This is a genomic window from Sorangium sp. So ce1504 (genome assembly GCF_051521635.1).
GTDB classification, from domain to species: domain Bacteria; phylum Myxococcota_A; class Polyangia; order Polyangiales; family Polyangiaceae; genus Sorangium; species Sorangium cellulosum_B.
Map to the genome: position 1 here is coordinate 12,806,499 of NZ_CP150365.1, position 17,873 is coordinate 12,824,371.

17 protein-coding genes are annotated in these 17,873 nt (G+C 71.3%); 8 read left to right on the forward strand and 9 right to left on the reverse strand.

What is annotated here, in order from left to right; all coding sequences use genetic code 11:
• Positions 1–226: 226 nt before the first annotated feature.
• The 7 genes from WMF39_RS48325 (at position 227) to WMF39_RS48355 (ending at position 8,530) form a co-directional block, all read left to right on the forward strand.
• Positions 227–1,315 carry an SDR family NAD(P)-dependent oxidoreductase gene (locus WMF39_RS48325; protein WP_437743194.1) on the forward strand — a complete coding sequence of 363 codons (1,089 nt, stop codon included), beginning with the start codon at positions 227–229 and terminating at the stop codon, positions 1,313–1,315.
• Complete coding sequence (locus tag WMF39_RS48330; protein WP_437743195.1) at positions 1,312–2,604, forward strand: TIGR04295 family B12-binding domain-containing radical SAM protein; 1,293 nt, start codon at positions 1,312–1,314, stop codon at positions 2,602–2,604. The genes WMF39_RS48325 and WMF39_RS48330 overlap by 4 nt, the downstream gene beginning before the upstream one ends.
• Complete coding sequence (locus tag WMF39_RS48335; RefSeq protein WP_437743196.1) at positions 2,591–3,781, forward strand: glycosyltransferase family 4 protein; 1,191 nt, start codon at positions 2,591–2,593, stop codon at positions 3,779–3,781. Before WMF39_RS48330 ends, WMF39_RS48335 begins: the two co-directional genes overlap by 14 nt.
• The gene (locus tag WMF39_RS48340) at positions 3,772–4,971 is read left to right on the forward strand and encodes a CgeB family protein (RefSeq protein WP_437743197.1); all 1,200 of its coding nucleotides are present in this window, start codon (positions 3,772–3,774) and stop codon (positions 4,969–4,971) included. The genes WMF39_RS48335 and WMF39_RS48340 overlap by 10 nt, the downstream gene beginning before the upstream one ends.
• 69 nt (positions 4,972–5,040) lie before the next feature.
• On the forward strand, positions 5,041–6,051 hold the full coding sequence (locus WMF39_RS48345; protein WP_437743198.1) for a UDP-glucuronic acid decarboxylase family protein: 1,011 nt from the start codon (positions 5,041–5,043) through the stop codon (positions 6,049–6,051).
• A 126-nt stretch (positions 6,052–6,177) separates the two neighbouring features.
• Entirely contained in the window at positions 6,178–7,008 is an 831-nt protein-coding gene (locus WMF39_RS48350; RefSeq protein WP_437743199.1) for a DUF4328 domain-containing protein, read from the forward strand.
• Between the two features lie 226 nt (positions 7,009–7,234).
• Positions 7,235–8,530 carry a tyrosinase family protein gene (locus WMF39_RS48355; protein ID WP_437743200.1) on the forward strand — a complete coding sequence of 432 codons (1,296 nt, stop codon included), beginning with the start codon at positions 7,235–7,237 and terminating at the stop codon, positions 8,528–8,530.
• Here WMF39_RS48355 and WMF39_RS48360 read toward each other — a convergent pair.
• The 8 genes from WMF39_RS48360 to WMF39_RS48395 form a co-directional block, all read right to left on the reverse strand.
• Positions 8,506–9,564, reverse strand: coding sequence for an AraC family transcriptional regulator (locus tag WMF39_RS48360; protein WP_437743201.1), 1,059 nt, complete (start codon positions 9,562–9,564; stop codon positions 8,506–8,508). The genes WMF39_RS48355 and WMF39_RS48360 overlap by 25 nt on opposite strands.
• Positions 9,561–10,244, reverse strand: coding sequence for an aspartate/glutamate racemase family protein (locus tag WMF39_RS48365; protein ID WP_437743202.1), 684 nt, complete (start codon positions 10,242–10,244; stop codon positions 9,561–9,563). Before WMF39_RS48365 ends, WMF39_RS48360 begins: the two co-directional genes overlap by 4 nt.
• A gap of 115 nt (positions 10,245–10,359) precedes the next feature.
• Positions 10,360–10,890 (reverse strand): hypothetical protein, encoded by a 531-nt coding sequence (locus WMF39_RS48370; RefSeq protein WP_437743203.1) that lies wholly within the window; start codon positions 10,888–10,890, stop codon positions 10,360–10,362.
• 138 nt (positions 10,891–11,028) lie between these two features.
• Positions 11,029–11,625, reverse strand: a complete 597-nt coding sequence (locus tag WMF39_RS48375; RefSeq protein WP_437743204.1) for a DUF4291 domain-containing protein — start codon at positions 11,623–11,625, stop codon at positions 11,029–11,031.
• A gap of 58 nt (positions 11,626–11,683) precedes the next feature.
• Entirely contained in the window at positions 11,684–12,523 is an 840-nt protein-coding gene (locus WMF39_RS48380) for an N-acetyltransferase (protein ID WP_437743205.1), read from the reverse strand.
• 131 nt (positions 12,524–12,654) lie between these two features.
• Positions 12,655–12,927 (reverse strand): hypothetical protein, encoded by a 273-nt coding sequence (locus WMF39_RS48385; protein ID WP_437743206.1) that lies wholly within the window; start codon positions 12,925–12,927, stop codon positions 12,655–12,657.
• A 295-nt stretch (positions 12,928–13,222) separates the two neighbouring features.
• Complete coding sequence (locus WMF39_RS48390; protein ID WP_437743207.1) at positions 13,223–14,191, reverse strand: tetratricopeptide repeat protein; 969 nt, start codon at positions 14,189–14,191, stop codon at positions 13,223–13,225.
• Between the two features lie 646 nt (positions 14,192–14,837).
• Positions 14,838–15,890 carry a LysR family transcriptional regulator gene (locus WMF39_RS48395; RefSeq protein WP_437743208.1) on the reverse strand — a complete coding sequence of 351 codons (1,053 nt, stop codon included), beginning with the start codon at positions 15,888–15,890 and terminating at the stop codon, positions 14,838–14,840.
• On the opposite strand from WMF39_RS48395, the gene WMF39_RS48400 reads away from it, so the two are divergent.
• The gene (locus WMF39_RS48400; protein WP_437743209.1) at positions 15,863–17,110 is read left to right on the forward strand and encodes an MFS transporter; all 1,248 of its coding nucleotides are present in this window, start codon (positions 15,863–15,865) and stop codon (positions 17,108–17,110) included. The two genes, WMF39_RS48395 and WMF39_RS48400, sit on opposite strands and share 28 nt — an antisense overlap.
• 31 nt (positions 17,111–17,141) lie before the next feature.
• Here WMF39_RS48400 and WMF39_RS48405 read toward each other — a convergent pair whose 3' ends face one another.
• A complete protein-coding gene (locus tag WMF39_RS48405) occupies positions 17,142–17,498 on the reverse strand; it encodes a hypothetical protein (RefSeq protein ID WP_437743210.1) in 357 nt (118 codons plus the stop codon).
• Positions 17,499–17,873: the final 375 nt, after the last annotated feature.

Consider the following 17,873-nt stretch of genomic DNA (forward strand, 5'->3'; position numbering starts at 1 on the left):
TCAAACAAAGCTCCTTCGATCGATTGCGGCTCTCCAGATCGCATGTTAATCGGTGTCTCCTCAGGGACTCCCGCGCAGCGAGGCGCGGAGCCGGGGGGGACATCGCGCGGCGGGCGGGCGTTCGGTCTGCCTGCCGCGCTGCGCCGTCGTGCGCCGTCCGCTCGCGAGGCGCTCTCTCTCATCACCCGCTCGCCCGCCGCTCGTCCAGACCGGAACGGAGCATCCTATGCCTGACCATGTCCTGATCACGGGGGGAGCCGGGTTCATCGGCTCTCACCTGGCCGACGAGCTGCTCCGAAAGGGGGAGCCGGTCCTCGTCCTCGACAACCTCTCGCGCGGGTTCGTCGAGCGCAACGTCGAGCGCCTCAAGGGGCGTCACGGCGCTGGCGTGGAGGTCCGGGTGTGCGACGTCCGGGACGAGCAGGCCGTGAGCGACGCCGTGCGGCGCGCCTCGTTCGTCTTCCACCTCGCCGCGCAGGTCGCCATCGCGAGGAGCGTCGCCGACCCGGCGCTCGACTTCGAGGTGAACGCGCGCGGCACGCTGAACGTGCTCGAGGCGCTCCGGCGGCTCGACCGCCCTCCGCCGCTCCTCTTCGCCTCCACCAGCAAGGTCTATGGCGCGCTGCCCGATCTGCCGATCGAGCGCGGCGAGGAGCGGTATCGACCCCTGTGCGAGAGCGCGCGCGAGCACGGCATCTCCGAGAGTCAGCCGCTCGATCTCCGGGGCCCCTACGGGTGCTCGCGGGGCGCCGCCGACCAGTACGTCCTCGATTACGCCCGCACCTTCGGCCTCCACGCCGTGGTGCTCCGGGTGAGCTGCGTCTACGGCCCCCCGCAGTTCGGCAACGAGGACCAGGGGTGGATCGCCCACTTCGTCGCGCGCGCCATCCGCCGCGACCCGATCACCCTCTACGGCGACGGGCTGCAGGTCCGCGACGCGCTGTTCATCGAGGACCTCGTCGACGCCCTCCTGCGCGCGCGGCGCGCGCTCAAGCCCGCCTCGGGCCGCGCCTTCAACATCGGGGGCGGCCCGGACACGGCGGTGAGCCTCGTCGAGCTGCTCGATCTGCTCGAGGAGCTCGACGGGCGCCGCCCGGTCGTCTCGCTCGCCGCGTGGAGGCGGGGCGATCCGCGGTACTACGTCTCCGACTGCCGCGCCTTCCAGGCGCTCACCGGCTGGGCGCCGCGGGTCGCCCTGCGCGACGGGCTGCGCGCGCTCTATCAATGGCGCCTCGGCGTCGAGGCGCGACTCGGGGCCGTCTACGCCGACATCCCCTCGTCTGTCCGGATGGACCGGCTGGAGGCCGCCTCGTGAAGGTCGCGCTCGTCAACCCGCCCTGGACCTTCCACGGCAGCGTCTACCTCGGCTGCCGCGAGCCGCACCTGCCGATCGAGCTCGGGTACGCCAGGGCGCTGCTCGAGCGCGCGGGCCACGAGGCCGCCCTCATCGACGCCCAGGCGCGCGGGATCGACCTCATCGCGCTGCGCGACGAGGTCGCGGCGCTCCGCCCGGCCATGACGGTGATCGCCACGGCGCCGAGCTACCTCTCCTGGCGCAGCCCCCCGCCCGAGCTGCGCGTGCCCATGGCGGCGGTCGCCGCGCTGCGGGGCCACGGCGGCCTCCTCGTCGCCGTCGGGCCCCACGGCTCCGCGACCCCGCGCGCGGCGCTCCGCAAGCTCGGCGTGGACGTCGTCGTCCTCGGCGAGTGCGAGGAGATCCTCGTCATGCTCGCCGGCGCGACCGAGTCGCGCTTCTGGCAGATCCCCTCGATCGCCTACCGCAGGAACGGCATCGACCACGTGCAAGGAGGCCCTTACGCCGCCTGCCTGAGGACGCTGCCGGCCCTGCGGTGGGACGGCGCGACGATCGCGCGGCACGTCCACCACCACCACCGCTTCGACGCCGTGCCCGAGGGGCCGAGCGCCGAGATGGAGACCTCGCGCGGCAGCCCCTGCCGCTGCGCCTCCTGCGCCAGGGACGGCGCGCGCGACAGGCTCCGGAAGCGCCCGCTCGCGACGGTGCTCGAGGAGCTCGACGCGCTCCTCGCCGAGGGCGTGCGCCACGTCTATTTCATCGACGAGCGCTTCCTGCCCGACCGGGCCCTGCTCGAGGAGCTCTGGGCGCGGGACGTGGTGTTCGGCGTCCAGCTCAGGATCGACAGCTGGTCGCGCGAGATGCTCGATCTCCTCGGCCGCGCTGGCTGCGTCTCGATCGAGGCCAGCGTCGAGCGCCCGTCGATCGAGGGGATGGACGCGCTCGCCAGGCGGTGCAGCGCGTCGGCCGAGGAGCTCACCGCGCTGCTCGTCCACGCCCGGCGCAGCGTGCCCTTCGTGCAGGCCAACCTGAGCGACGCGGGCCCCGGCGATCCGGCCGAGGCGGCGTCGTGGCGGCAGCGCCTCCTCGGGCTCGGCGTGTGGGCCAACGAGCCTGTCCCGGCGTTCCCGTACCCTGGCTCGCCCGCGTACACCCGGCGATGGGGGGCGCCGGACGACGGCGCCTGGGAGCGGGCGCACGCCCACTATATCGCCGAGCACCGGACGTTCGGGGACCTGCCAGACAGCCGGCCGCTGCCGCTCACGGAGCTCGAGCATGGCGCGCGTTGACCGCGGATCCCCGGGCGCCGCGGCGCCGCGGCCCGGCCGGGTGCTGATGACGGCCGACACGCAGGGCGGCGTGTGGACGGTCGCGCTCGAGCTCGCAGGCGCGCTCTCCCGCGCCGGCGTGGCCACGGTGCTCGCGATCATGGGCGGGCCCCTGTCGCCCGCGGCGCGCGCGGCGGCCGCCGCGGTGCCGGGCCTCGAGCTCGTCGAGAGCGCCTACCGGCTCGAATGGATGGATGACCCGTGGGACGACGTCGCGGCCGCCGGCGACTGGCTGCTCGACCTCGAGGAGCGGGCGCGGCCGGACCTCGTCCACCTGAACGGCTACTGCCACGCGGCCCTGCCGTTCCGGGCGCCCCGCGTCGTCGTGGCGCACGCCTGCGTGCTGTCGTGGTGGCGCGCGGTGCACCGCCGGCCGGCGCCGGTCCGCTACGAGCGCTACCGCGCGCGGGTCGCCGAGGGGCTCCGGGCCGCGGACGCTGTGGTCGCGCCGAGCGCGGCGATGCTGAGCGCCCTCGCGGGCGAGTATGGCGCGCTCGGCCTCGGCCGCGGCCATGTCATCCCGCACGCGCGCGACCGCAGGCGGTTCGCGCCGGCGCCGAAGGAGCCGTTCGTCTTCGCGGCCGGCCGGCTCTGGGACGAGGCCAAGAACCTCGCGGCGCTCGAGAAGGTCGCGCCCCACCTCGCGTGGCCCGTGCTCGTGGCCGGGAGCGACGTCGCGGCGGGCGGCGTCGGCCGCCGCGCCGGGGAGAGCCTCTGCTCCCTCGGGTGGGTGGACGAGCCGGAGCTCACGTGGTGGATGTCGCGCGCCGCGATCTACGCCTCCCCGGCGCGGTACGCGCCGTTCGGCATGGCCACCCTGGAGGCCGCCCTCTCCGGCTGCGCGCTCGTGCTCGGCGATCTGCCGAGCCTGCGCGAGGTCTGGCGCGACGCCGCCCTCTACGTCCCCGCGGACGATCCGCGCGCGCTCCACGCCGCGCTCGACCACCTCATCCGGGACGTCGCGCGCCGCGAGGCGCTCGGCGCGCTCGCCCGCCGGCGCGCGGTGCGCTTCAGCCCGCGCGCCATGGCCCGCCGCTACCTCGACGTCTACGCCCTCGCGCTCGCCGCCCGCCCGCCGGCCCCCCGGCGGGTCTGCCCTCCTTCGTCGCCTTCACCCTGCGGGACACCATGCGAATAGCCCTCTTCTGCCACTCCTTGCTCTCCGACTGGGATCACGCGGACGCGCACTTCCTCCGCGGGATCGCGGCCGAGCTCGACGCGCGCGGCCATGACGTCCTCGCCTTCGAGCCCGAGGACGCCTGGAGCGCCCTGGGCCTCGTCGCCGCGTACGGCCCGGACGCGCTGCGCGAGGCCGCCGCCGTCTATCCGCGCCTCCGCCCGCGCCGTTACGCGCTCTCCACGCTGGACCTCGACGCCGCGCTCGCGGGGGTCGACGTCGTGCTCGTCCACGAGCGGAGCGACCCGGAGCTCGTGCGGCGGCTCGGCGAGCACCGCGCGCGCGCGGATCGTTATCGCCTCTTCTTCCACGACACGCACCACGGGCTCATCACCGATCCGGCCGCGATCGTGCGGCGCGATCTCTCGGGGTACGACTGCGTGCTCGGCTTTGGAAAGAGCGTTTGCGATCTCTACCTGAGCCGCGGCGTCGCGCGGCGCGCGGTGGTGTGGCACGAGGCCGCGGACGCGCGCCTGTTCCGGCCGCTGCCCGAGGTCGAGAAGGAGCGTGATCTCGTGTGGATCGGCAACTGGGGGGACGGCGAGCGCACGGCGGAGCTCCACGAGTTCCTCGTCGAGCCCGTGAGGGCGCTCGGGCTCCGCGCGCGGGTCCACGGCGTGCGTTACCCCGATCGCGCGCTCTCGGCGCTCGCGGACGCCGGCATCGAGTACGCCGGCTGGCTCCCCAACCACCGCGTCCCGGACGCCTACGCGCGCGCCCGGATCACGGTGCACGTCCCGCGGCGGCCGTACGCCGCGTGGCTCCCCGGCATCCCCACGATCCGGCCGTTCGAGGCGCTCGCGTGCGGGATCCCGCTCGTGAGCGCGCCGTGGACCGACGTCGAGCGCCTCTTCTCGCCTGGCCGGGACTACCTCGTCGCGCGCACGGGCGCGGAGATGACGGAGCACCTCCGCGCGCTGCTTGCGGACCCGGAGTTCGCGCGCGGCGTCGCCGAGCACGGGCGCCGGACGGTGCTCGCGCGCCACACGTGCGCGCACCGCGTGGACACGCTCCTCGACCTGATCGACGAGCTGCTCTTGCGGCCGTGCTACCGGCTCGGCGAGGCGGCGGAGGACGACGTGGAGCGGAGCGGCCCTGCGTCCGGCGTTCGCCGCCGCGACCCGGGCCGCTACCGGAGCCCGCTCGCGTGAGGTGCTGCGCGGCGCGGGGGGGTCTCGGCGGTTCACGAGGCGCGGTGTTGCGACGACGGAGGTGTTCCGATGGGTGACGCGAACGGGAGGACGGTGGGGAGCGGAATGCGCGTCCTGGTGGCGGGGGGCGCCGGCTTCATCGGCTCGCACCTGTGCGAGCGGCTCCTCGCGGACGGCCACGAGGTCATTGCGCTCGACGATTTCTCGACGGGCTCGCCGGCCAACGTGGCTCACTTGATGCGCAGCAGCCGGTTCTGGCTGGTCGAGCACGACGTGGCCCTGCCGTTCGATTACGAGGTCGACAGGGTCTACCACCTGGCGTCGCCGGCGAGCCCTGCGCGCTGGCGGGGCGATCCGGTGCGCTCCACGATCACGAACGTGATGGGCACGCTGCACGCGCTCCTGTGCGCCGAGCGGCACGGCGCGCGGCTCTTGCTGGCGTCGTCGAGCGACGTGTATGGCGATCCCGACGTCGACCCGCAGCCGGAGAGCTACCTCGGGCGGGTGGACCCGGTCGGGGTGCGCGCCTGTTACGACGAGGGCAAGCGCTGCGCAGAGTCGCTGGTGATGGCCTTTCACCGCCAGGGGCGGGCGTCGGTTCGGATCGCGCGGATCTTCAACACGTACGGGCCGCGGATGGCGATCGACGACGGGCGCGTGGTGAGCAATTTCATCGCCCAGGCGCTCCGGGGAGAGGAGCTGACGGTCTACGGGAATGGGTCGCAGGCGCGGAGCTTCTGTCACGTCGACGACCTGGTGGAGGGGTGTTTGCGGCTGATGGAGCACCCGTCGGAGGTGGGGCCCGTCAACCTGGGGAATCCGGTGGAGGTGACGGTGCTCGAGCTGGCGCAGGAGATCGCGCGGCTCACGGGGAGCGCGAGCCGGATCGCGTACCGCCCGCTGCCGGAGGGCGATCCGATGCGGCGGCGCCCGGCGATCGATCTGGCGCGGCGGGCGCTGGGGTTCGAGCCGCGGGTGCCGCTCCGGAAGGGGCTCTATGCGACGATCCAGAGCTTCCGGCGCGCGCTGGCGGGGCTCGACGAATGCGCGCGGCGAGGGGAGCCGGCGATGGCGAGCTGACGGATTGCCGCCCTGCGATCGCGCTGTCGGGGGCGGAGCGGGCGCCTCGAAGCGCACGATTGCCACGTGTGCTCCTCGGCCACGTCGCTTGCGATGCGGCGTGTTGCGCTGATAGCCTCGCTCGTCGTGAGCGGTTGGGCCGAAGCTCGGGAGGGGTGGAGCCGCGACGTCCGCGTCGTGCGCCGGCGCGCTCGCGTGGCGATTGCCGGGCTGATCGCGATGGGGGCGGTGGCGGCGTTCACGGCGCTGACCGGCGCCTGGCACATTGTGTTGCTCGGCTCGACGGACGTCTCGGCATCGACGTGGCGGCTTGCCAACACGCTCCGTGAGGTCGGGGGGTTGCTCGAGCTGGGGCTCGGGCTCGTTGCTGGCGTTGTGTTCCTGCGCTGGCTCGCCCGGGCGGTCGCGCTGGCGGGTGAGCTCGATCCCGTGCGGGGGTTTTCCTGGACGCCGTCCGAGGCGGTCCTGGGATTCTTCATTCCCGTCGTGAACCTGGTGCAGCCGTACAGGGTGTTGCGCGATCTCCATGACGGCTTTGCCCCGGAGGGCGTGCCCGAGCCTGCGCCGCGCCCTCTCCTCGACGGCGGGGGTGGTTACCGGCGCGTCGAGATGGCGCACGCCCCGCGGGCGGGCGCGGTGCACCATGCCGCGCTCGGCGCGTGGTGGGGGTGTTATGTCGCGAGCCGCGGCCTCGGGTGGCTGGCCTCTACCATGCCGGATCTGACCGTGGCGGAGTTCATCCGGTCCCGGGTTGCGTTCATTGCGTCCGACGCGGCGTCGATCGCTGCTGCGTGGCTCGCGGTGCGGATGATCCGGGCGATCGACAGCCGGGTCGCGGAGCGCCATCGACGGCTGGCGTACGCTTCCGAAGAGGAGCTCGACCAGCTCCTCGTGGAGCGTGATCTCCAGCTGCGGCGGGACATGGCGAAGATCGCCGACTTCGACGATCCCGAGTAGGGCCCGCGCCTCCTGGCCGAGATCTCTCTCGGCGTGCTGGCCGTCGGCGACCATCTATCCATTCGATTTGCTCGTTCGAGAGAGCACGACGCGCCCACGCGGCGACGTGACCGCCCGCTGGCGCGGTAGGTCAACGCTTTCGTCGCGCTCGGCCAATGTGAGGGCGCGCTCGCGTCTTTATAAAAGCCTCATGAACGACGGAGCTCCCGTCCGAAGGAGGCAGGACATGACACGTGAGTTGCATCGACGAGCGTTCGTGCGTGGGATCATCGCGGCGGCGTCGGCGGCGTGGCTCGGGCTCTCGCTCGGCTGCGGCGCCGACACCCCGGTGGACGCCGGCGACGCGAGCCCGGAAGCCCAGCGGATCGTCCGCAGGAGCGCGTCGGCGATGACCGGCGAAGAGATCGACAGGTTCAAGCGAGCCTACGAGTACGCCGTCGCGAACGGCTTCTTCGACGTCTTCAACGACGAGCACTACGATCACCACCGGCATCGCCACCACGGCGCCGACCTCCAGGCCACCTCGCCGATGACCGTCCTGGTCATGGACGAAACGTCGGGACACCGGCTCCTGCCCTGGCACCGCGCCTTCCTCCTCGAGGCGGAGCAGATGCTCCGCGCTGCCCTCCGCCAGCGAGACCAGGAAGAGGGCGTCGACCCGAGCGAAGCCGATCTCCTGTTCATTCCGTACTGGGACGCGGCGCACGATCAGGACCTGCCGCACTGGGTCCACGGCTTCGAGCCCAAGGGCGGGACGGCCGTCGTGCCGCCCGGCCTGCCCAAGGGGCACGCCGGGTACGGCAAGGCGGTGGGCGAGCGCTACGACATCGTCTTCGGGCGCTGGCCGGGCAAGAACCTGGTCTTCGATACGCTGCAGGCGCCCGATCACGTCGGGCGCATCCTTGCCGAACGCACGTTCGCCGATTTCTACGATGCGCTCGACGTCACCCCCGAGCTCCGCATCGAGAACTATCCAAAGGCGCTGTCGGCGCTGGAGGTGCTGGAGGCGAAGCTGCCGGACAGCGCGGCCGTACAGACGCTCGTCGATGCCTTCGGCGGATCTCCGAGCAGCTCGCAGCAGGGCGCGGAGACGACCAACGCCCTCTTCGAGATCGGCTGGATCGGAGCCGTCGAGGCGCAGAAGGCGGCGCCCGACACCGAGCTCGTCGGCGCCGTCAAGGATGTCTATGGCCTCTTCAACTTCATGCCCCACGTCCGGATGCACCTGTGGGCGGGCGGGCTCGATCCTGCGAACGCGGACGTGCGCGGCACCGTGACGTATTTCAACGAGCTGACGGTCGATCCCGTGTTCTGGATGCTCCACGGCGAGCTCGATCGTTATTGGTACACATGGGAGAAGACGCACGCGGACGCGCCGCCGCTCCAGGGCGACGACCGGAGCTTCAACCCGCTCACCGCGAGCGAGGGCGCCTGGTACGGCGGCGGAACGACGTACACGCTCGACGATCTCACCGCGCACGACGCGCTGCCGTACGTTTACGATGTGCTGTTCGACGGGTGACGCGTCGCCGCGCGGGGGAGCTCTCGCGGCGGGCGCCCCGCGCCGCGGCGGTAGGCGGCCGGCGTCACGCCGGTCCAGCGCTTGAAGGCGCGGTGGAACGTGCTCACCTCGGAGAACCCGAGCAGGAACGCGATCTCCGAGATCGCGTCGCGCGACTCGCTCAGGTAGCGCGCGGCGAGATCGGCGCGCAGCCGATCGAGCACGGACGAGAGCGATGTGCCCTCCTCCTTGAGCCGCCGCTGGAGGCTGCGCGGGCTCATGCGCAGTCGCGCCGCGATCGCCGGCAGCGCCGGCTCGCCGTGGGCGAGCTCGGCCGCGATCGCGGCGCGCGCGCGCGCGAGGAAGCTCGCCTCGGCCGGCAGCGCGGCGGCGAGCGAGGCGAGGTGCTGGTCGAGCACCTCGCAGAGCAGGGGCTCGGCGTGCGCCTGGGGCCTCGCGAGGAAAGCGCGCTCGATCACCAGCTCGTCGTGGGCCTCCCCGAAGCGCAGGCCGGCGCCGAAGAGGCGGCGGTGCTCGTCGACGCGCGCGGGCGCGGCGTGGCGAAACCGCGCCGCGCGCGGGGTGAACGCCGGGTCCGCGCCCCGCCTCGCGAGGACGACGAGGTTGCCAAGGAAGAACTCGACGGCGTGGCGTGAGGGCGCCGGGCTGCTCCGGGGCGGCTCGTGGCGGAGGCGGGCGACATCGCCGTCGATCTGGATCTCGAGGGAGGGGCCGATGGCCACGACGCGGAGGTAGCGAGCCACGCGCGCGTAGGCTTCCCCGAGGGTGGCGCTGCTCCGCACCGCGAACCCGAGCGCTCCGAGGCTGCCCACCGGCAGCCTCTGCGCGAGGCGCAGGCCGAAGCCGTCGTCGCGGACGAGCCGGGCGGCTTCGCTCCAGAGCCGGGCCTCGATTGCCCGCGGAAAGCGCATGTCCGGATCGGCGAGGTCCCCCGGATCGACCCCGGCGGCGGCGAGCAGCTCCGCGGGCGCCACGCCGTCGGCCGCCGCGCCCGCGACGACGGCCTGGAAGACCTTCACGGAGATGTCGCTCATGGCTCTCCGCGGAGCTGGGTGGCATCGAGTTGCGTTCTCGAACGATACCTCGACACGGCAGCCTCCACGCCTGATCTCGAGCTGCTCAGAACGGGGATCCCGAGGTGGCGGACCAGCTCGGCCGCGGGGGCCATCGACGCCTGGGCCAGAAGCACGAGATCGCCCGGGAGCGCCGTCGCCTCGATCGTCCTGGCGATCTCGCCGGCATAGCCAGGAGAGTCACCCCTCTCGAAGAGCCGCCATGCTCGCCCGCACAGGACCTCGACGACATCGATCGAGCGACCCGCGTCGGAGGCTATCTGACGCAGCAGCGCCCCGGTGGGCTGAAAGGTGCTCTGGAGCGCGGCCACGACGAGGATCCGGCGGCCGCTCGCGACGGCTTGCTCGGCCATCGGGCGATCGATCCGCATCACGAGACAGTCCGAGACGGCGACCGCCTCCGCGACGCCGCCGAGGGTCGAGCAGGTGCACACGATGACCCTCGCGCCCTCGTTCGCGAGCGCCTGAACGACCGTGGCAGTGGCCGAGCGGATGCCGTCCGTGATCCCACCGGCCGCAAGCGCATCCGCAAGGAGGCTCTCCTGAACCTCATGCCGGACCGGAATCGCGTGGTCTACGTCCTGGACAAGACGGCTGAACGTCTTGACGTGGACGTGGGCTGTATGAAGAAATGCGAGCATGTTTCTCGGTGTCCGGAAGGTCCAGGGCTCGCTTGCCCGAGGGACCCGTGTTCGTGGATGAGCAGCCAGTACATCCCGCTGCTGGAACGTCACGCCGTCCGGCGTTGGCGGCCCGCTATCCGTTGGCATCGACGAGCTCGCTCCAGAACCGGATCCTGCGCGCTCCTCCGCTGACGGCGTCGACGCGAGGCGGTCGGCGAAACTCGCGGCGCAGGTAGGTCGCGAGATCGTCGCCGTAGTAAATGATGTCGGTCTGGTAGACCGAGAAGACGGGGTTTCCGGCGAGCGCCGGCTCCGCTGGAATGTAGCGGTGGCCCGCGACTGGAATCAGGCGGGGCGCCTCTGCGACCGCGGTCCTAGCGATCTGTAACGCTTCTGGTAGCTCTGAAGGACGAGCGCCCCACGCATCCAACCAGAACACGTTGTGCTCGATGTCGAACGCGATGCCTTCGAAGGGCCAGTCGAGCCGCCGACGAACCTCCGTCGAGTCTGGCTCCCGCCAGTCGGGAAAGCGCTCGCCCACCGGGAGCCCTTCCGAGAGAAAGGAGCACAGATCAGGCGGAAACCTGGCGCCGATGACGGACTCGGCTCGGTCGATCTCGGGTTCCGTCAGACCGGGGGCAATCGTGACACCCGCGTCGATCAAGATCTGGTGCTCCGCTCGCCAATCCATCCGGCTCTCCCGTTCGCTCGATGATCCAGTTCATCCATGGCGCGTGCGCAGGCCTGGTTCGCTTGGCATAGCACGCGTCGGCTGCGTTGCCTTGCTCGGCGGCGTGTGTCGTCATGGGTCGATGAGCAGCCGCCTGGCAATCCTCTCGTCAACGGCGTAGGGCCTCTCACGCGGCAGCGACTTCGCCGCGCTGTCCGCGTGGCCGGCCTGAATCTGCTGGTACATCTTCCGGACCAGGGGAGTTCGATCCTCGATGGCGACGACCCAGCGCTCTGCGTACTCGCGAATGAGATCGCGGCCGACGCCGACCTGGATGCTGTAGCAAGGCAGCGGGCCGCCTCGCAGGTTCCGCTCGGTATCCCATTGAATGTGGACCTTGGCTTCGGCAAACGCCTTGCTCCACTCGTCCGGCGAGCGAAACACCGTCGCTTCCGGCGAGGTGAGGACGGCGAGGGAGAGCGCCTGCTCCCAGCCTGTCCGCCGGATGCGGACGGCGAGGATCCGCTCCTGCCCGGCCTTGCGCCCCCAGTTGCTGCGGTGCATGAGCCAGAGAAACGACGGCTTGATCCATGTCATGCGACCGAACGAGAACGGGGCGACGAAGCGCTGGGCAGCGAGCACCGGCTCGGCGATGGCCGGCGCGTAGGCCTGGTACATGACGATGGTTTCCGCGTCGTAGTCCGCTCGGATCTCGTGAAGCTTCGGCATGCGGTCCACTCTTCGCGATCGGTAGGATCTGACGGGAGGCTACCCCCGAAGACGGCGCTCAGGCGAAGGACTTGATGAGCGTCGCCTGCGAGTAGATGGCCACGAGGCCCGCGCGCTCCAGGTTACGCTGCGAGGTGCTCCCTGCCTCGGCCACCGAGTAGGCGAGGTCGCACCCCGCGTCGCGGGCGTACGGGAGGCGGGCGTCGATGAGGGCGCGCTGCACGCCCCGGCCGCGGTGGGCCGCGAGCGTGCCGCCCGCGAACAGGAGGGCGACTCGCTCGTGCACGTAGACCGCGCCGACGCCGGCGACGGCGCCGGCGGCTGACGATGCCAGGAAGTACGCCGCCCCCGGCACGTGGAAGCCCGCCTCGAAGATGTCGGCCCGATCGGACGGAGGCTCACCCGGTGCGGCGAAGGCGGAGAGCGAGGCCGCGACCCACGCCGAGGCCTCCTCGCGCTCGGCGCGCCGCACGACCACGCCGCCGTGCGCGGCCGGCTCAGGCGCGTGGACGTCGACGGCGGGGGCGAGGTGGCGCACGAGCACGGTGTCGAGCGAGTCCAGGCGGAAGCCGCGCTCCCCGAGCCGCGCGAGCAGCGAAGGGTGGGCAAAGGGAGAGACCAGGATGCGCGCCGCGGTGCCTCGCGAGGCGAAGAAGTCCTCGAGGGCCTCGACGTCGCGCGCCTCGACCGGGCCGCTCAACCCGAGGCCGACCGCGCGCGAGAGCCGGGCGTGCGGGGCGACGAACGCGGCGCGACCGCCGGCGATGGAGGCGACGGCGGCGCGCCGGGCCGGGACCCGCGCGGCGACCTCGCGCGCAAGCGCCTCGATTTTCGCGGCCTCGGTGGCCTCGAGCCGGGCGGACAGGGCCTGATCGACGAAGACGGGTCGGGGCGTCATGCGGGAAGGATAGCGCCGGAGACGGCGGCGCGGACGCTCACTGCGGCCCGGCGGTTCGGCGGCATCGTGCTGGTTCGCCCGAACAGGACCTCGACGACCTCGATCGAGCGCTCCGCGTCAGAGGTGTACGTTCAGCGCTCTGGATGCGTGCGCTGTGCCCAGTTGACCGCATAGGCCTGGGCATCCTCCACGTCCAAAGGCACAGCAGTCCAGGCGCCGACTGCATCGCCAACCTCGAACGCTAGCTGGTCTTCAGCGTTCTCCCGGCATTCGTGCCATGTGTCGCCAGCGAAGACGCCGTCCCGTGTGAAGCGGTAGAGGAGCGCTGGTCCGTCGTCGAGGACCTCCATCAAGACGACTTCAGCCGGTGGCATGAGGTGGCCTGCGCCTCCGAGCGTGCCCATGGCGTGGCAAGTGCCAGGCTCACCCCGCAGGGGACCAACGTGCGCTACAAGGCGAAGCTTGGACATAGAGCGAACCTCTCGGAGGCGCGGAACATCCTAGAACACCCACGACGCTCCAGCTACCCACGTTCTGGATTCCTCCCTGACGGTTCGGTCGTGTGAGGCGGTACTCGGGTTGTTGTCGTAGGTCAGATCGAGTGTCGCCGGGGAGGACGGGTGTCAACCCCGGCTGGTCCCGCCCGCATGCTCTCCGCGGCTGGATCACCGCCGGGCTTTCGCGTCACGGATGAGCTGTTCACCGCTTTCGGCCTTCTGCTTCTGCGAGGGAGCGCGGTCGCTGGCGGCGACCCGTGACGACGTCGTCGATCAGCTTCAGCAGGTCACGCGTGATGGCGTCGGTGGGATCGAGCGACAGTGCGGAGGTCGCTTTGGCGAGCGCGCCCTCGACGTCTCCTGTCAGCAGGAGGATCAGGGCGAGGTTGCAGTGCAGTCCGGCATCATCGGGCCGGAGCTCGATCGCGCGTCGGGCGACCGGCAGGGCGTCGTGCGCGCGATCGAGCTCCAGGTAGACGGCGCCGAGCTCGCGACATCCGTCCGGCTGCTCGGGATCGATCGCGTGCGCGCGCTGAAAGGCGGCAAGCGTGGCGTCCATATCGCCCAGTCGCATCTCGACCTTCCCGAGAAACCAGAGCGTCGGAAACGTGCTTTTTCGCTCGACCGCCTGCCGGAGCAGCGCCCGGGCTCGCTCCAGAGCGTCTCGATCCGCCGTTGTCAGGGGTTTTGATGGCGGTTCGAGCACGAGGCATCGACTCATCTCGGCAGCCCGGGAGAAGAGCGCCTTTCCGTCGCGGAGATCGGTCGCGAGCGTCTCCGCTTCGGTGCGGACCGACGCTGGAAGCGCCGCGTCGCACAGGAGCCCGTCCAGCACCTCGAACGCGTCGCGCTCCTTGCCGTTGAGAGCGAGGGTCCGCGCCAGAGGAACGCGCACTCCTGCGAGCTTGCGGTCGGGGTCGGCAAGCACCGCGCGCCGAAACCAGGTTTCGGCCTCAGACCGATGGCGTTCCTTTGCTTCCGGACCTGTAGCCGCCTCGGCGCGCGCGGACGAGAGTTGACCCAGCTCTGCGTAGCCTGGCGCGCAGCCTGGCCATGAGCCGATGATTCGCCGGAGCCAGAACTCCGCGTCGTCGAACTGCCCGTTCGACGCGTGGGCTGCCGCCTCTCGCCCATACTGGACTGACTCTTCGGCGCTGAGGAACCGCGGCATCGCCGACCACCCGCACCCTCGGCACATCCACCCATCGATAGCCAGCGGGTACTTTCGCCAGATCTCGGCCTGAGCACCACGACCCGCGGTCGTGAACACCACCTGACGGAGCGGCCTGTCGCACCGCTCGCATGCCGCTATCTCCCTGCGGCCTGGCTCTCTCGGCTCCTGCGGAAACGCCTTCGCACGATGGAGATTTCGCAGGATAACTCGGTCCTCCTCGAACGCGACGTCTCCCGTGCTCGTGTAAATGCCGAAAGCGGCAAGAACGCGACTCCAGAGTGAGATCAATGAGGGCATAAAGGAGTGTCTCGACGACAGGGCTCGACGGGGACGAAGGAGAGGACGTGGTGGACCTGTTACCTCTGCCCGTGCGGCACGGCAAGATCGCATCCGTGCTCGTCGGCCGAGCGTCGCGATCGAGCGTGGCGCATGGCCTATCTCCGGCTTCCCGCGTGTCTTCTACTTCGTTCGGGTCAGTTTCATCGGCTTGTTCGGCGGTGTCAGGTGAATACACCGGTGGTGACTTTTGCTCGGAGGCCATGGCCAACCCGTCGCTCCAAGGTCGCCGCGTGCAGAGACCCGCGACTGATCGACGCGCGAGGGCAGCCTGCTCGACGCTCGGGCCTGGGCACGCACCGATCGATCAGCCGCGCCGCGCCGCCGCGCCGTCGACCACCGCCGGCACGGACTCCCGCATCACCTCGATGAAGCGACGCAGCCGGGCCGGATAGAAGCGGGCATGAGGATACACCAGGTGGACCGGCAGCGGATCCGCCTGCCACGACGGCGCGAGGTGCAGCAGCCGCCGCTGCGCCAGGTCGTCAGTCAACAGCCAGGACGAGGCCACGCAGACGCCCAGCCCCATCAGCGCGGCGCTGCGCAGGGCATACAGGCTGTCGGTGCTCATGCGCGGGCGGATCGCGAGCTCGACCCGCTCGCCGCCCGACGCGTGGGTCAGCGTGATCGTGTCGCGGTAGTAGGTGCGCAAGGCCAGCCAGGGCATGTCGGCCAGGTCCGATGGATGAGCCGGCCGCGCGGCCCGGCCCAGCACCGAGGGCGCGGCGGCCACGATGCGCGGCACCTCGGTCAGGCGGATCGCCACCACGGCCGGATCGGCGACCGCGCCGACCAGGATCGCGCAGTCGATGCCGTCGGCGATGAAGTTCGGCTGCCTGTCGTGCAGCAGCCACTCGACCGAGACGCGCGGGTAGCGGCGCAGGTAGTCGGCCAGCGGCTTGACCAGCTGGTGCTGGCCGAACGCGTGCGGCACGACCACGCGGAGCGTCCCGTCGGGCTGGTCGCGGTCGCCTCGCATGTCCGACGCGAACGCCTCCAGGCTGGCCAGCAGCGCCTTGGCGCGCTCGAAGCACCGTTCGCCGTCCTCGGTCAGCTTCATCGTGTGCGTGGAGCGCTGCAGCAGCGGCAGGCCCAGCGAGCGCTCCAGCGCCTGCAAGCGCCGGCTCACGGTGGGCTGCGTCGTCCCCAGCAGGGTGGCCGCCGCCGACAGGCTGCCGGCCTCGACGATCTTCACGAAGGTCTGCAGCAAGCCGATGTCGTCCAGCGACGAGGGCGAAGGAGGTGCCGGCCTGGTCATACGCCGAAGGTATAACCATCGTGCGCTCCATGCCACTACAGCGCTGGAGCGATGCTTCCCAACCTCGGTGTACCATGCACGCCATTCCGTTGACGCATACACCCCCCGCCACCCAGCCGCTGCCCGCCGCGTCCGCGCCGCCCCTGCCCGCCGCCCTGGTGCTGCTGCTGGCCACCGGCGCGGGCCTGGCCGTCGCCTCGATCTACTACAGCCAGCCCATGCTCGGCGTGCTGGGGGCCGAGATCGGCGCCTCCGACCGCGCGCTCGGCCTCGTGCCCACGCTCACGCAGCTGGGCTATGCGCTGGGCATCCTGCTGCTCGCGCCGCTCGGCGACCGCTACGACCGGCGGCGCATCATCCTGGCCAAGGCTGCCCTGCTGGCGGCCGCGCTGCTGCTCGGCGGCGCCGCGCACGCGATCGGCACGCTGCTGGTTGCCAGCCTGGTCACCGGCCTGGCCGCGACCCTGGCGCAGGACATCGTGCCCGCCGCCGCGACGCTGGCCCCGGAGGCGCATCGGGGCAAGGTGGTCGGCACCGTGATGACCGGCCTCTTGCTGGGCATCCTGCTGTCCCGCGTGATCAGCGGCTTCGTGGCGGAGAATTTCGGCTGGCGCGCGGTGTTCGTCGCCGCCGCGGCCAGCATCGCCCTGCTCGGCGCGGCGATGTGGCGCAGCCTGCCGCGCTTCGAGCCGACCACGCAGCTGAGCTACGCCGCGCTGCTCGGCTCCCTGGCCGAGCTGTGGAAGCGCCACGGCGCCCTGCGCCGCGCGACGCTGGCCCAGGGGCTGCTGTCGGTGGGGTTCAGCGCGTTCTGGTCCACGCTCGCCGTGATGTTGCACGGCGCGCCGTTCCACCTCGGCAGCGCGGTGGCGGGCGCCTTCGGCCTGGCCGGGGCGGCCGGCGCGGTGGCGGCGCCCCTGGCCGGCCGCATCGCCGACCGCAGCGGGCCCGAACGGGTGACGCGCATGGGCGCCGCCCTTTCGTTCGTGGCCTTCGCCGCCATGGCGCTGTCACCCATGCTGTCGGCGCATGGACGGCTGTGGCTGCTCGGCGCCAGCGCCGTCGCCTTCGACCTCGGCATCCAGGCCGCGCTGGTGGCGCATCAGACCATCGTTTATGGCATCGAGCCCGGCGCGCGCAGCCGTGTCAATGCCGTGCTCGTCGTCGGCATGTTCGTCGGTATGGCCTCCGGCGCCGCGCTGGGCAGCGTGCTCTTCGCCCGGTGGGGCTGGCTGGCGGTGACGGCCCTCGCCTCGTCGGCGGCGGCCAGCGCGCTCCTCGTCCGACTCTGGCCCGCGACGCGCCCGTCTCCGAGCGCGTGACGGCTCACGACAGTCGACGTGCTCCTCTCCTTCAGCCCTGCTTCTGCCAGCGTGATCCGCGCGACGTCCCCTTCTGTACCTCGACAATGGCGAGCGCCACGTGGTGATCGCTCAGCGCGCCGCCGACGAACGCGTGATAGTGGCTGTGGCTCGCGAGCTCAGGGTGGGCCGCGAGCATCCGGTCGTCCTCCGAAATGTCATTGGTAGAGAAGTGTTGGCCGGCGCTTGCCACGACCTGCCTCAGAACGCTCACCTGAATCGACTTTCGGCTCATCGCTGCCTCCAGATCCTGATCGTCGCGATCGCGCCGGTGCGCGCCTTCACTGCGCCGGCGTCGGTCGAGAGCTCGAACCGCGAGGGTCACGTGGTTGATGTCCCCGATCGCCATGGCTCCGGCAGCATAGGCGACAACGGGCCCGTGCGGGAGTGCTCGATCTCTCGGAGCACCCGGTCGACGGACAGGTGCGGGGAGGGCGAGCGCCGAGCCCCGGCGCGGCCTCGCCCCTTCACGGCGCGTCGCGCCGCCGGCAGACGCCCGGACGCAATGAGCTTCATGCTTTTTTACATTACTTCACACGATAGTTTTCGAAATTAAACAACGAGAGTTCTCCTCGCACGTGGAGCCATGTCGCCGAGGGTGGGTGGTGCGCCAGGCGCATGAGGATCCGTGCTGAAGTCCGGAAGAACCCTACTGGCGCAGGCGTCGAAAAGCGACTATGCAATGCGCCGTCATCGGCCGTCCGGCGATGGGAGAAATGATTTC

Excerpts from the sequence above, each read along its gene's own strand:
- WMF39_RS48340 (WP_437743197.1), top strand. The coding sequence starts at position 3,772 with ATGCGAATAGCCCTCTTCTGCCACTCCTTGCTCTCCGACTGGGATCAC.
- WMF39_RS48400 (WP_437743209.1), top strand. The coding sequence starts at position 15,863 with ATGCACGCCATTCCGTTGACGCATACACCCCCCGCCACCCAGCCGCTG.
- WMF39_RS48390 (WP_437743207.1), bottom strand. The coding sequence starts at position 14,191 with ATGCCGCGGTTCCTCAGCGCCGAAGAGTCAGTCCAGTATGGGCGAGAG.
- WMF39_RS48385 (WP_437743206.1), bottom strand. The coding sequence starts at position 12,927 with ATGGGCACGCTCGGAGGCGCAGGCCACCTCATGCCACCGGCTGAAGTC.
- WMF39_RS48365 (WP_437743202.1), bottom strand. The coding sequence starts at position 10,244 with ATGCTCGCATTTCTTCATACAGCCCACGTCCACGTCAAGACGTTCAGC.
- WMF39_RS48335 (WP_437743196.1), top strand. The coding sequence starts at position 2,591 with ATGGCGCGCGTTGACCGCGGATCCCCGGGCGCCGCGGCGCCGCGGCCC.
- WMF39_RS48375 (WP_437743204.1), bottom strand. The coding sequence starts at position 11,625 with ATGCCGAAGCTTCACGAGATCCGAGCGGACTACGACGCGGAAACCATC.
- WMF39_RS48345 (WP_437743198.1), top strand. The coding sequence starts at position 5,041 with ATGGGTGACGCGAACGGGAGGACGGTGGGGAGCGGAATGCGCGTCCTG.
- WMF39_RS48360 (WP_437743201.1), bottom strand. The coding sequence starts at position 9,564 with ATGAGCGACATCTCCGTGAAGGTCTTCCAGGCCGTCGTCGCGGGCGCG.
- WMF39_RS48355 (WP_437743200.1), top strand. The coding sequence starts at position 7,235 with ATGACACGTGAGTTGCATCGACGAGCGTTCGTGCGTGGGATCATCGCG.
- WMF39_RS48325 (WP_437743194.1), top strand. The coding sequence starts at position 227 with ATGCCTGACCATGTCCTGATCACGGGGGGAGCCGGGTTCATCGGCTCT.
- WMF39_RS48405 (WP_437743210.1), bottom strand. The coding sequence starts at position 17,498 with ATGGCGATCGGGGACATCAACCACGTGACCCTCGCGGTTCGAGCTCTC.
- WMF39_RS48380 (WP_437743205.1), bottom strand. The coding sequence starts at position 12,523 with ATGACGCCCCGACCCGTCTTCGTCGATCAGGCCCTGTCCGCCCGGCTC.